This window comes from Alteraurantiacibacter aestuarii, assembly GCF_039523595.1.
GTDB classification, from domain to species: domain Bacteria; phylum Pseudomonadota; class Alphaproteobacteria; order Sphingomonadales; family Sphingomonadaceae; genus Alteraurantiacibacter; species Alteraurantiacibacter aestuarii.
Map to the genome: position 1 here is coordinate 279,938 of NZ_BAAAFP010000002.1, position 12,216 is coordinate 292,153.

Annotated in this window: 12 protein-coding genes; 8 read left to right on the forward strand and 4 right to left on the reverse strand. The window is 62.9% G+C overall.

What is annotated here, in order from left to right:
• Nucleotides 1–22: 22 nt before the first annotated feature.
• The gene (locus ABDZ98_RS04980) at nt 23–883 is read right to left on the reverse strand and encodes a DUF8021 domain-containing protein (RefSeq protein WP_160589326.1); all 861 of its coding nucleotides are present in this window, start codon (nt 881–883) and stop codon (nt 23–25) included.
• 113 nt (nt 884–996) lie between these two features.
• Here ABDZ98_RS04980 and ABDZ98_RS04985 point away from each other — a divergent pair, with 113 nt between their 5' ends.
• From ABDZ98_RS04985 to ABDZ98_RS05000, 4 genes are read left to right on the forward strand one after another with little or no spacing between them, the layout of a single operon-like run.
• Nucleotides 997–1,761, forward strand: coding sequence for an SDR family NAD(P)-dependent oxidoreductase (locus ABDZ98_RS04985; RefSeq protein ID WP_160589327.1), 765 nt, complete (start codon nt 997–999; stop codon nt 1,759–1,761).
• A 29-nt stretch (nt 1,762–1,790) separates the two neighbouring features.
• Nucleotides 1,791–3,353, forward strand: a complete 1,563-nt coding sequence (locus ABDZ98_RS04990; RefSeq protein WP_160589328.1) for an FAD-binding oxidoreductase — start codon at nt 1,791–1,793, stop codon at nt 3,351–3,353.
• Nucleotides 3,350–3,748 carry a c-type cytochrome gene (locus ABDZ98_RS04995; protein WP_160589329.1) on the forward strand — a complete coding sequence of 133 codons (399 nt, stop codon included), beginning with the start codon at nt 3,350–3,352 and terminating at the stop codon, nt 3,746–3,748. The genes ABDZ98_RS04990 and ABDZ98_RS04995 overlap by 4 nt, the downstream gene beginning before the upstream one ends.
• A complete protein-coding gene (locus ABDZ98_RS05000; protein ID WP_160589330.1) occupies nt 3,745–4,275 on the forward strand; it encodes a hypothetical protein in 531 nt (176 codons plus the stop codon). Before ABDZ98_RS04995 ends, ABDZ98_RS05000 begins: the two co-directional genes overlap by 4 nt.
• A 21-nt stretch (nt 4,276–4,296) precedes the next feature.
• Here the strand turns inward: ABDZ98_RS05000 and ABDZ98_RS05005 are convergent, their stop codons facing one another.
• The gene (locus ABDZ98_RS05005; protein WP_160589331.1) at nt 4,297–5,865 is read right to left on the reverse strand and encodes a tannase/feruloyl esterase family alpha/beta hydrolase; all 1,569 of its coding nucleotides are present in this window, start codon (nt 5,863–5,865) and stop codon (nt 4,297–4,299) included.
• A 38-nt stretch (nt 5,866–5,903) separates the two neighbouring features.
• Nucleotides 5,904–6,401 (reverse strand): nuclear transport factor 2 family protein, encoded by a 498-nt coding sequence (locus tag ABDZ98_RS05010; protein ID WP_337190123.1) that lies wholly within the window; start codon nt 6,399–6,401, stop codon nt 5,904–5,906.
• 73 nt (nt 6,402–6,474) lie between these two features.
• On the opposite strand from ABDZ98_RS05010, the gene ABDZ98_RS05015 reads away from it, so the two are divergent.
• The 3 genes from ABDZ98_RS05015 to ABDZ98_RS05025 are packed head-to-tail and all read left to right on the forward strand — an operon-like array spanning nt 6,475 to nt 11,108.
• The gene (locus tag ABDZ98_RS05015; protein ID WP_160589332.1) at nt 6,475–7,389 is read left to right on the forward strand and encodes an NAD(P)H-binding protein; all 915 of its coding nucleotides are present in this window, start codon (nt 6,475–6,477) and stop codon (nt 7,387–7,389) included.
• Entirely contained in the window at nt 7,377–9,602 is a 2,226-nt protein-coding gene (locus tag ABDZ98_RS05020) for a PQQ-dependent dehydrogenase, methanol/ethanol family (protein ID WP_237437305.1), read from the forward strand. The genes ABDZ98_RS05015 and ABDZ98_RS05020 overlap by 13 nt, the downstream gene beginning before the upstream one ends.
• A gap of 39 nt (nt 9,603–9,641) precedes the next feature.
• Nucleotides 9,642–11,108 carry an aldehyde dehydrogenase gene (locus ABDZ98_RS05025; RefSeq protein WP_160589562.1) on the forward strand — a complete coding sequence of 489 codons (1,467 nt, stop codon included), beginning with the start codon at nt 9,642–9,644 and terminating at the stop codon, nt 11,106–11,108.
• 52 nt (nt 11,109–11,160) lie between these two features.
• Here ABDZ98_RS05025 and ABDZ98_RS05030 read toward each other — a convergent pair whose 3' ends face one another.
• Complete coding sequence (locus ABDZ98_RS05030; RefSeq protein WP_160589333.1) at nt 11,161–11,571, reverse strand: hypothetical protein; 411 nt, start codon at nt 11,569–11,571, stop codon at nt 11,161–11,163.
• 328 nt (nt 11,572–11,899) lie between these two features.
• Between ABDZ98_RS05030 and infA the strand changes: the two genes are divergently transcribed.
• Nucleotides 11,900–12,178: a translation initiation factor IF-1 gene (gene infA / locus ABDZ98_RS05035; RefSeq protein WP_160589334.1), complete on the forward strand. Its 279-nt coding sequence runs from the start codon at nt 11,900–11,902 to the stop codon at nt 12,176–12,178.
• Nucleotides 12,179–12,216 lie beyond the last annotated feature (38 nt).

The following is a 12,216-nucleotide window of genomic DNA, read 5'->3' on the forward strand; positions in this document are numbered from 1 at the left end:
CACGTCTAGTGGGGTGGGCCTTTCATTGTCCATCCCACGGCGATGGCATTCGGTATGGCACGGTCAGAAAGTCGGCTTCCACCTGCTGGATCATACCGTTCCTGATCTTAAAGGCTTCGGCAAGATAATAGGAGTGCGGGCGGCGAACGGGGCTGACCGCGCGCTCGCCATTGGTCAGCGTATATTCGCCCAGCCTGCCCGAATGATCGATGAAGCCATAGGCCAGCACAATCCCGCGCTCGATATCCACCAGCGGGAAGCGGCGGGCGCGCAGGTCATCGTCATAGCGATACCAGCCGAGCGCGAACTGCGCCTCGCACCCCATGCGCGCCACCGCCAGCGGGAAGCCTGCGTTATTGGTGGTTTGCACGCCGTTTTCCACCCGGTTGCAATCGGGATGGAATTTCGTGCGGATGGTACCGTCATTGCGCTCGATCGTCTCGAAATAGCCATTGGCGATGCGCACCAGCTCCTCGCGCGTCATGCGCTCGGCTGCCGGGATCACCTCTTCCAGCACCGGCTTGCGCTCATATTTCTGCGGACCGAAGGGAAAGCCCTCATCCTTGTTGCGGGCGACCACGGTTTCCACACCGGTGATCAGGCCGTCATCGCCCACTTGCAGGCGGATGCAACACGGGTTGAGCGCGTCCGTCTCCTCGATTGCGGTGAAGACCGCCACCTGCCCGCGCTCGGGATCGGCGAAGCGCAGGTCATAGGGATCGCGCGCGGTGATGGTGTTCCAGCAGCCATCGCCCGGTGACAGGCGCACGTTGTTCTCAGTGTTGAAGACCTGCGCGGCCAGGGGCGCGCGGCCCACATCGCGCGCAGACAGCGCCGCCAGATAGGCATCGAGACTTGCATATAATTGATCGCGGGATGCCAAGACCTTCTCCCCTCGCTTGACTTGAGGCCGTGCTAGCTCAAAAGTAACGTCCGTTAAAGTCGCGGTTGAATCGTGCGATTGAATCAGGGCCCGAAACGGGGGATGGAGAGGGAATGGATCCGCAAGGCAGGCTGGCCGTCATCACTGGCGGCAATTCCGGATTGGGAGAAGCCACTGCGCGCGCGCTGCTGGCGCGCGGCGCCAGAGTGGTGAGCCTCGATCTGGGCGGAACAGCGCCTGCGGGGGCGGACTTCATTGCCTGTGATGTTTCCGATCCGGCGCAGGTGAAAGGCGCAGTGCAGCAGATTGCCGGGCGTCACGGACAGATCCATATCCTTGTGAACAGCGCCGGGATTGGCGGGATGGGCGCAATTGCCAGCGCCGATGGTCCCGGCGATGTGGCCGCGATCCGCAAGGTCATCGATGTCAATCTGATGGGCGCAATCAATGTCACCGCCGAAGTGGCGCACCGCATGATCGGCAATGATCCTGTCGGCCCTGATGATGAGCGCGGCGTGATCATCAACGCCTGCTCCATCGCCAGCTTTGAAGGGCAGGAGGGCATGAGCGCCTACACCGCCGCCAAGGCTGCGCTTGCGGGCCTGACGCTGGTGTGGACGCGCGACCTTTCCGCCCATCACATCCGCGTGGCGGGCATTGCGCCGGGCTTCATGGCCACGCCGATGGTGGCCTTCCTGCCCGAAGATTTCGTCGCCGAACTGCTGCAGGGCTGTGAATTTCCCAAGCGCGCGGGGCGGGCAGACGAATTTGCCTCCACCGCACTTTTCATTATCGAAAATGCCTTGCTCAATGGCGAGGTTATCCGGCTTGATGCCGGGACACGCCCACCTGCCCGCACCGCATGGTCTGCGTCCTGAGGTCTGGTGAGCTGAGAAAGTAGGAACTTATGGCTGATATCCCGCTTCCCCCTGATTTTACGCTGCAAAAGCTGGCGCAGGCGCAGCGCGCCTTCGAAAGCGTGCTGGGTGCCGGCAAGGTGTTCTTCGAGGACCTCGACCGCATTTCCTATCAGGACAAATTCTCGGTCAATGACGAGGCGCATCATGCTTCGGGCGCGGTGGCGTGTGAAAGCGTCGAGGAAGTGCAGGCGGTGGTGCGCATCGCCAACCAGTACCGCCTGCCGCTCTACCCCATCAGCCGGGGCAAGAACCTGGGCTATGGTGGCACCGCGCCGGTGCTGGCAGGCAGCGTGGTGCTGGACCTGTCGCGGATGAAGAAGATCGAGTTCGACGAGGAGCTGGGAACGGTGATCGTCGAGCCGGGCGTGGGGTTCTATGACCTGTACGACTACATCCAGCGCAACAATCTGCCGTTCTGGCTGTCCACCCCCGGCAACAGCTGGGGATCTGTCATGGGCAATGCGCTCGATCGCGGCGTGGGCTACACTCCCTATGGCGAGCATACCAAGAACATCTGCGGCCTCGAAGTGGTGCTGCCCGATGGCGATCTGGTGCGCACGGGCATGGGCGCGTTTTCCAATGCGCCGACATGGCAGGCCTATCCCTTCGGCTTTGGCCCGGGGTGGGACCAGATGTTCGTCCAGTCCAACTTTGGCATCGTGACCAAGATGGGCATGTGGCTGATGCCGGAGCCGGAAAGCCTGATGGGCATGGATGTCGAATTCGACAAGCCTGAGGATTTGAAGGTGATGGTCGACACCATCGCTCCGCTGCGGCGCGAACGCGTGCTGACGCAGAGCCCCTCCATCGGCAACTGGATGCGCGCGGCGGCCGTGCTCACCCGGCGGACCGACTGGACCGATGAGCCAGGGTCCGTTTCGGACGCGGTAATCGATGCCATTCGCAAGCAGTTCAACATCGGCTGGTGGGGCGTTTCGCTGCGCCTGTATGGCCGCGAGGACGTGAACAAGGCGGCCTACAAGATCCTGGAAGAGGCGATGGGCAATGCCGGCCCCATGGCGATCAAGCCGACCGTGTGGAAACGCGGCGAGCCGCTGGAATACACCGGCTGGACCGGCACGCCGATGACCTTCCCGATGCAGAATGTGAACTGGTATGGCGGGCGCGGCGGACACATCGGTTTCAGCCCGATCATTCCGCAGGATGGCGATGCCGCGCTGGCGCAGTTCCAGCGCACCTATGCCAGGTACCGGGAATTCGGCGTCGACTATCAGGGCAGCTTTGCCTTTGGCGAGCGGCACCTGACCAATGTCAACGCGATGATCTTCAACAAGGATGATCCCGCCATGATGGCCAAGGTCGATCCGTTCTTCCGCACGCTGGTGGCCGATGCTAAGGAACAGGGTTACGGCGAATACCGCACGCACCTTGATTACATGGATCTGGTGGCGGGAAGTTATGACTTCAATAACAACGCTTTGCTGCGCCTGAATGAGAAGGTGAAGAACGCGCTCGATCCCAACGGAATCATCGCGCCGGGCAAGAGCGGCATCTGGCCCAGAGCCTTTGCACAGGAGCGCGGACAATGAGAATCCTGACCGCAACATCGTTTGTCGCCGCCTCGCTGGCGCTTTCTGCCTGCTCAGGCGGAGAAGCCGAACAGGCTGCCACAGGCGGCCCGCCGCCGATGCCGCAGCCGGTCACCATGGCGCAGCGTCCCGATGCCACCGGGGGTGAGGCTCTGTATGTCGAATTTTGCGCCATGTGCCACGCGCCCAACGGCATGGGCACCGGGCTGATCGCGCGCCGCGCCGATGTTTCCCTGCTGGAGGAGCGTGACGATCTAACGGTGGAACTGGTGGTGCTGTCTGCCCGCAACGGCATTGGCAACATGCCCGCCATTCCGCGCGGAGAAGTGTCGGACGAACAATTGCAGCAGATCGCCGAATATCTCGCCGCCGGACCGCATGGAGGGGCACAATGAAAACCACCCGCCGCAACATGCTGCTGGGCGCGCTGGCTGTCCCCACAGTGGCCGGGCTGGCGCGCTGGCGCTGGCAATATGGCGCGCACAGCGGTCTGGTCCATGATCCGTCATTGGATGCAGGCCAACGCTTTGCGGCGGCTGGCCGCGCGGCGGGCACGTCATCGCGCGCCATCGAGGGCGATACGATCCGTTTCGCGCAGGAACTGGTCGCCAGCCGGCCTGCCCTGATCGCCGGCGTATCGCGCCATGCCGATGCGCTGATGATCGGCGAAGTGGCACTGGAAGCAGGCTATACGCTGGCCGCAGAGATTCGCGGACAGTCTGAAGGCTGCGAGTGCTTCACGCATGATTCCGCCTGGCTACCGCTCGCCCGCATGGCGGTGGGCGCAAGGCATGACTGGGCGGAGCGGTTTGCCGGCTGGGCGGCCAGGCCCGATGGCACCGCCGAGGCGATGTCCATCGCTGCCCGTCGCCAGCCCGATCGCGAGCTGGCACTGGGCTGGCTGCTGGTGCCGCGCGGCTAGGGCGCAGTTGGGGCGCGGTTCCTAACTTACCTCGCAGGTAAAACTGCTGGCCACGGCGGTGTCGCCCGTCCCGTCATATTTCGCCACCATCGGATAGGGGCACAGCGGGCGTTCCATCGGCGCGCGCGGGGGCGGCGGAGGTCCGCCAAAACCGCCGCCAGCCTGCACTGGCCGCGTGGCGATGATGCGATTGGGCGCGCGTCCGCTTGTGGCCCATGCGTCGATCGTTCCCAGCGTATCGAAATCGCTCGGGCCGTCCCCGCCAGAGCAGTGATCCATGCCCGGCGCCATGAACAGCCGCGTCTGGCTTTGTGCCACGCTGGCGGGCAGCGAATTATACATGCCGTGATAGAAGGCCAGCGTGTTGGTTGCCGGGATCAGCCCGTCGGACCAGCCGTGGCTCATCAGCAATTTGCCGCCGCGCGCGAAGAAGGCGGTCAGCCCGTCTGACGGCACGTTGAGCATCTCGGCACCAAAGCTGCGCGCATCGTTCATGTAGTCGCGATAGTCGGTTTCCTGCCAGTTCCAGCCTGTGCGCCCGGCATAGGCCAGGTCCCGGAAATAGCTCATGGCGACGGGGAAGGGCTCTGCCCCCATGGTGAGCGCCACCATCTGCCCTTCGGAGCCAACCGGCCACCCGGGCAGGAGGTGCGAGCCATCGGCAGCGCGTGTGCCGCCATAGATGTTCTGCATCGTCAGCACCTGTCCCGATGACAGGCAGCCTTCGGTCTGGCCGGGCGCGCATTGCAGGCTGGAGGGCTGGAAGTTGCATTGCAGCGGGCGGCTGATCACACCGTCTGCCACACCGTCCTGTGCATCGCACTGGGCGATCGCGGCGGCATGCACCAGGCCCAGTTGCTGCGGCCCAAGCTGCACGCCAAAGCGTTGCGGCTGCCAGCCCTGCCACATCGACTGGGTCATCAGGTCGGTCATCGGATTGGCCGGAGCCATGGCCGAAATCGCATCAAAATCATCAGGATAGCGGTGTGCCGCCATCAGGCCCTGCCGTCCGCCGGTGGAACAGCTGTTCCAGAAGGACAGCTCCGGCCCGCGGCCATAGAAGGCCTCAACCGCCGCCTTGGCCGCCACCGTGGTGACATGCACCGCGCGGTAGCCGAAATCGACCAGCTTTTCCGGGTGGCCGATGGCCCATTCAGCGGTCATCCCGCTGCCGGTATGGCCGGTGTCGGTTGCTGCCGTGGCATAGTTGCGGCTGAGTGACCGGCCCATCTCGGCATAGGAGATCGATCCTGCCCAGATGCCATTGCCAATGCCGACATATTTGCCGTTCCAGCCTTCCATCGGCAGCCAGATCTCGGTCTTGATGTCCGAATCGCTGCTGGGGGTCAGAGTGACCTGAACGCGGCAGAAGGAGGGCACATCGGCAAAGGGCGATGCAGCCACGCCCGGCGGCGGACCAAAGCCGCTGGCGGGTGCCTCGAACCCGCCAGCGGCCACGACGGCAGCCGATGTGACGCGGCCATTTTCCAGATCAAGCGAGAGCATATCCTCGCACGCGGCCTGTGCCGGTGCGGCGATAGCCAGCGCCGCCAGCGATGCCGTGGCGGCGAATGCGGTCTTCAAATTCATGGTCGTTCCCCTCAAACCCCGATGCAGATATTCTTAGCTCACTTGCGGATGATCAGCGAGTCCGGTCGCTTGCGCGGCTTCCACTCGCCGTGGCCGGGGAAGCGTTGTAGTACCTCGCCATCCCACAGCCGTACGATGCGCCGGGCAAAGCGCCATTGGCCATCCGCGCATTTGACCGCATGGTCATCATACCAGCCGCAGAAGCGCAGTTCATAAGGCGGTTCGCCGTGGCATTCGGTCACGAAGGCAAAGCTCTTCAGCTTCACGCTGCCATCGTCCTGCGGGAAATACTTCACCTGCGTGACGTGATGCTGGCGGCCGGGGAAACCAGGGGCATTGGCATAATGCTTCATCAGGCCGCGAATGCCGTCATGCCCTTCCCAGATATCGGGATCTTCGAACACTTCCTCGCTCATCAGGCAGTCAGGCGTGAAGCAGGCGACCAGCCCTTCGGTATCGCCTGTATCCAGCGCCCAGCTGTAGTCCGCGATCAGGTCCTGCAAAGCGAGGCGGTCCTCGACAGTCAATTTCGGCACGTAATCTCTCTCCCGATTGTTGCCACAACCGTAACACTCGTTATGATCGCTCCGCAAGAAGGAGAGGTAAATCGTGGGCAAGATCATCGTCACCGGCGCATCGGGACAATTTGGCAATGCGGCCGCAAAGCAGCTTCTGGAGATCGTTCCGGCGGAGGACCTGGTGTTCCTGTCGCGCACTCCGGAAAAACTGGCCGAGTTTGCCGAAACGGGCGCGCATATTCGTTGCGCCGATTTTGACGATCCCGCCAGCCTGCCCGCTGCGATGGAAGGTGGGGAGCGCATGCTGCTGATCTCCACCGCGCGTGTGGGCACGCGGGTGGGCCAGCATACCAATGCAGCGCGGGCAGCCGCCGCGGCAGGCGTCAGGCAGATCGCCTATACCAGCATCATCAATTGCGACCGGCCTGATAATCCCGCGATCGTCAAGAACGACCACCTCGCGACCGAGCAAGCCATCCGCGCGACGGGTGTCGAATACACATTCCTGCGCGACAACCAGTATTCGGAAGCCATCGCTCTCGCCATGGCGATCCCCGCGCTGCAGATGGGTGTGAAGCCCGACAATTGCGGGCAGGGCCGGGTGGGCTTTGTCAGCCGCGATGATTGCGTGAACGTGGCCGTTGGTGTGCTGACTCAGGAGGGGCACGGCAACCATGCCTATCCGGTGACAGGCCCTGAAGCGATCTCCATTCCCGAAGCGATGGCGATGGTTTCGCAAATGGCCGGCAAGCCGATCGAGGTTCAGCATGTCGATGATGAAGGGATGTTCGCATATTTCGATTCACTGGGCGTACCGCGCCACGCCAGCGACATCGTGCCTGATGGCCCGATTCCGTGGTCGAGCGATGACATGGTAACCTTCGGCACCGCCATCCGCGCCGGGTTCATGGATGAGGTGAGCGACTGCGTTGAACGCATCACCGGCAAGACCCCGCGCACGCTTCGCAGCGTGTTCGAACAGTATCAGGGAGCATGGCCGGTATGATCGGGGCTGGCATGATGCGGCGCGCACTTTTCATTGGCATGGCCGCACTGGCGCTGACCGCCTGCGGCGACGACGTGCCCGAGGTGGACACTTCCGTCTATGGCGCGGGTGAGAACTGGGACAATCCCGGCGGTGACTGGGCTGAAAGTCATTTTTCCCGGCTGGAAGGGCTGACGAAGGAGAATGTCTCCGGACTTGGTCTGGCGTGGGAATATGATCTGGGCACGGCGCGCGTGCAGGAAGCCACTCCGGTGGTGATTGACGGGGTGATGTACACCTCGGGCAATCTGGGCCGCGTCTATGCCATCAATGCCGTGACGGGGGAGGAATTGTGGACCTTCGTGCCCGAAATGGACATGCAGATCGTCCGCTCCGCCTGTTGTGACTGGGCCAATCGCGGCATCGCGGTTGCGCAGGGCAAGGTGATGGTCGCTGCGCTGGACGGCATGCTCTATGCGCTCGACATGACAGACGGGTCGGTTGCGTGGAGCGTCGATACGATTGCCGAACATGACCGCGGCTATACCTCCACCGGCGCGCCCGAAGTGGCGGGCAATCTGGTGGTTATCGGCAATGCCGGCGCGGAATATGACACGCGCGGCTATGTCACCGCCTATGATATCACCGATGGCAGCGAAGCCTGGCGCTTCTACACCATCCCGCATGATCCGGCCGATGGCCCGCAGGAGAGTGAGGAGCTGGAAGCCGCGCTTTCCACATGGTCCGAAGATACACGCTGGGACATTGGCGGCGGCGGCACCGCATGGGATGCGATCACCTACGATCCGCAATTTGACCAGATCATCGTCGGCACCGGCAATGGCGGGCCTTACCCGCAGGCAGTCCGCTCGCCCGGCGGAGGCGACAATCTCTACCTGAACTCGCTCGTCGCGCTTGATCGTGAAACGGGGCGGATGAAATGGCATTTCCAGGAAACGCCGCAGGACAACTGGGACCTCACCGCCACCCAGCCGATGATGCTGGCCGAAATGGAAGTGGCGGGCGAGCAGCGCCCGGTGATCCTGCACACGCCCAAGAACGGCTTTTTCTTTGTGGTGGACCGCGAAACGGGCCGTCCGCTGGCCGCCAACCCCATCGTCCGCACCAGCTGGGCAGACAGCTGGAACCTGGAAACCGGCCAACCCAACATGACGATGGAACTGGCCGATTATACCAATGGGCCAAAGGTCGTTTATCCCGGCTCACCGGGCGCGCGCAACTGGTATCCGGCGGCCTATGATCCGGGCCGCAACACCTATTTTGCCCATGTGCTCGATATGGGCAATCTGCTGTTCCTGACCGGCCCGACCGAGGGTGTGGAGCGGCAGAAGAGCTTCCTCAATGCCGGGGCCGCGATCATCTTCACGCCCGATCTGGAAGCCGCCGCGCCCAGCCTGCCGCCGTTCATTCGCGAGGCGATGATGGCCACGCCGCAATGGCAATGGGTGCTGGATGAACCTTTCCGCAGCGAACTTCGCGCGATGGACCCGCTGACTGGCAAAACCAAATGGGCGGTTGAATCGCTCGGCTGGCAGGACCGCAACGGCGTGCTGGCCACGCAGAGCGGGATCATCTTCCACGGCAATGTTGCTGGCCAGCTGTTCGCGCGCGACAGCGATACGGGCGAGGAATTGTGGCACATCGACACCGGCTCCAGCATCATGGCCGCGCCGATGACCTATTCGGTGGACGGGGTGCAATATGTCGCCGTGCAGACCGGCTGGGGCGGCGGTGGCTGGGGCTTCGTGCCCCCCTATGCCGCGGCCTATAGCAAGGGCAATCGCAACCGCCTGCTGGTGTTCAAGCTGGGTGGCGGCGCCGTGCCCGTTCCCGATGATCTGCCGGCGCTGGAACCCGCGCCCCAGCCGCCCGCGCAATTTGCCGATGCCACGCCGGACATGATCGCCATGGGCAGCGGCCTGTTCACCGAGAATTGCGGCATCTGCCATTCCAACCAGCCGCGCGCTCCTCTGCCCGATCTGCGGCGGATGAACAGCGGCGTGCACGGGGCCTTCAACCAGATCGTGCTGGAAGGGCTGCTGATGCCCAATGGCATGCCGCGCTGGGATGACCGGCTTTCACCCGATCAGGTGAAGGCGATCCACGCCTATCTGATCGATACGCAAGCCGCTTTGCGGACAAGAGAGCTGGAATTGCAGCGCCGCGGCCTGCCGCTGGACACGCAATCGCTGACGATCCTGTCCAATTATTGATATGATGGGCCGCACGTGGCCCGAATACGGAGAGATATGATGACCCCCGAAGGCGTGAACATCAAACACCCGGACAAGCTTTTCATCGGCGGCGAATGGGTGGCCCCGCACGGCCCCGGCCAGATCGAGATCGAGAACCCGGACCGCGAGGAAATCGTCGCCCGCGTGGCCGAGGCGGACGAGGTGGACATGGACCGCGCGGCTGCTGCGGCGCGCGAGGCGTTCGACAATGGCCCCTGGTCCACCACCCCTCCGCTGGAGCGCATGGCCAAGTTGATGGAGATGGTCGACTATCTGGAAACCCGCGTGCCCGAACTGGCGGCTGCATGGACCGCGCAGATCGGCGGCCTGTCCAGCGCGTCAGGCCCGATGCATGCAGGCGGGGTGGCCGGCCTGCGCGGCATCGCATCGCTGGGAGAGCGCTTCCAGTGGGAAGAACGCCGCCCCGGCATGGCGGTGGATACCGTCATCATCACGCGTGAACCGGTGGGCGTTGTGGCCGCCATCGCGCCGTGGAACGGACCGTTCGCGATCATGGCGAACAAGGTGTTCTATTCGCTGATCGCAGGCTGCACGGTGATCATGAAACCATCGCCCGAAACGCCGCTGGAAGCCTATATCATTGCCGAGGCGGCAGAGGCCGTGGGCATGCCCGCCGGAACGGTGAACCTTGTTCCCGCGCACCGCGAGGCGGCCGATCACCTGGTCCATTCCAGGCTGATCGACAAGGTGACCTTCACCGGTTCCTCGGCTGCGGGCATGCATATCGCCAGTGTCTGCGGATCGAACATGACCCGCTGCACGCTGGAACTGGGCGGCAAGTCCGCCGCCATCATCCGCGACGACTTCCCGATCGAGGCCGCAGCCGGTATTCTTGGCAACACCATCACCGTGATGAGCGGGCAGGTGTGCGCCATGCTCAGCCGCGCCATCGTTCCCCGCGCGCGGCATGACGAACTGGCACAAGCGATCGCCAAGGTCATGCAGGGCGTGAAGATCGGCCATCCCGAAGACGCTGACACGCAGCTTGGCCCGCTCGCCATGCGCCGCCAGCTGGAACGGGTGGAAATGTATATCGAGGAAGGCAAGAAGTCCGGCGCCGATCTGGTGACAGGCGGCAACCGCCCGGCGCATATGAACAAGGGCTATTACATGGAGCCCACATTGTTCGCCAACGTCGATAACTCCAGCCGCATCGCTCAGGAGGAGATCTTCGGACCGGTGCTGTGCCTGATCCCGGCAGAGGATGAGGAAGACGCCATTCGCATCGCCAATGACAGCAACTTCGGCCTCAACGGCAGCGTGCTGACCAATGATCCGCAAGCCGCCTATGACATTGCCCGGCGCATCCGCACCGGCGTGGTCGGCCAGAACGGAATGCGCATGGAATGGACCGCGCCGTTCGGCGGGTTCAAGCAGTCGGGCATCGGCCGCGAAGGCGGCGATGAAGGCATCTGGGCCTATACCGAAACCAAGACCATCTTGCTGGACGGCGCTCCGGCCTGATTTCCGGCTACCGGGAAGTGAAGGGGGGCGACCGAAAGGCCGCCCCCTTTTGTCATTCTGCCGCCGCGTCTTCTTCCTGAACGGGCGTGACATAGGCGATCTGGCCATCTGGCATGGTCAGGGCGCGTGTGCCGTTCTCGTCCGCTGCGCCAATCGTGTAGCAGCGTGGCTCATCCTCGCCCGTTGGCATCCAGCACGAAGACCCGTCATCCTGCATCGACCACGTGCCTTCCGATACGGTGCCATCGGCCATCTGCGTGGTGAAGGTGCCGTCAGGCCGGTTGGTGGTGACGGCGGTTGTCTCGTCGGGATAGACGACATCCCAGGCCCCCAGGTGTTCCTCGAAGGTAAAGTCGCTCACCGGTTGCACTGTTTCTGCGCTTTCTTGTGCAGCGTCGTCCGACGTTTCGGAGCAGGCCGATAGAATGGCCAGGCATGCGGCGCAGGCGATCAATTTCTTCATGGTACTATCCCCTCAGCTGTCTTTGAGGAGGGCATTCTAAACAGACTTGGCCGGTTTGCGGGACATTTCTGGCCTGTTTGCAGCGATGGCGCAGCATCAGGCTGTTTTCGCGATACAAATTGAACGAATCTTTGCCGTGTTTGCGCTGTTCGCTTTGTTGCATTGTAATTAAACGCAAGTGAGCCTATATAGCTCTTGCCTGACGTCGCTTGCGACGGAATTTGCCAGCCGGTCGAACCGGCTTTCACCTTTCCTTATCACGCTACCTGGCTGCGCAACGCGGAATGATTCGCGAAGCGACAACTCACATGCCTGAAGGATTAGAAATTTGGCGAAGGAAGAGCTGCTTACACTGGAAGGCCATATCGACGAGGTTCTGCCCGACGGTCGCTTTCGCGTAAAGCTCGACAATGATCATGAGATCATCGCCTATACCGCTGGCAAGATGCGCCGCTTCCGGATTCGTTCGGTGGCTGGTGACAGGGTTCATGTTGAAATGACGCCCTATGATCTTTCCAAGGGCCGCATAATCTTCCGCGAACGCACTCCGGGCTCCGGCCCAACGGGTGGTGCTGGCGGCGGCAAGCGCGGCAAATTCAGGCGCTAGACTACAATTTACGAAGGGCAAGGCGCATCAGACGCCGC

Bases quoted from the DNA above. Each gene is read 5' to 3' on its own strand.
- ABDZ98_RS04985 (WP_160589327.1), top strand. From the start codon at position 997: ATGGATCCGCAAGGCAGGCTGGCCGTCATCACTGGCGGCAATTCCGGA.
- ABDZ98_RS04995 (WP_160589329.1), top strand. From the start codon at position 3,350: ATGAGAATCCTGACCGCAACATCGTTTGTCGCCGCCTCGCTGGCGCTT.
- ABDZ98_RS04990 (WP_160589328.1), top strand. From the start codon at position 1,791: ATGGCTGATATCCCGCTTCCCCCTGATTTTACGCTGCAAAAGCTGGCG.
- ABDZ98_RS05000 (WP_160589330.1), top strand. From the start codon at position 3,745: ATGAAAACCACCCGCCGCAACATGCTGCTGGGCGCGCTGGCTGTCCCC.
- ABDZ98_RS05020 (WP_237437305.1), top strand. From the start codon at position 7,377: ATGGCCGGTATGATCGGGGCTGGCATGATGCGGCGCGCACTTTTCATT.
- ABDZ98_RS05030 (WP_160589333.1), bottom strand. From the start codon at position 11,571: ATGAAGAAATTGATCGCCTGCGCCGCATGCCTGGCCATTCTATCGGCC.
- ABDZ98_RS05025 (WP_160589562.1), top strand. From the start codon at position 9,642: ATGACCCCCGAAGGCGTGAACATCAAACACCCGGACAAGCTTTTCATC.
- ABDZ98_RS05005 (WP_160589331.1), bottom strand. From the start codon at position 5,865: ATGAATTTGAAGACCGCATTCGCCGCCACGGCATCGCTGGCGGCGCTG.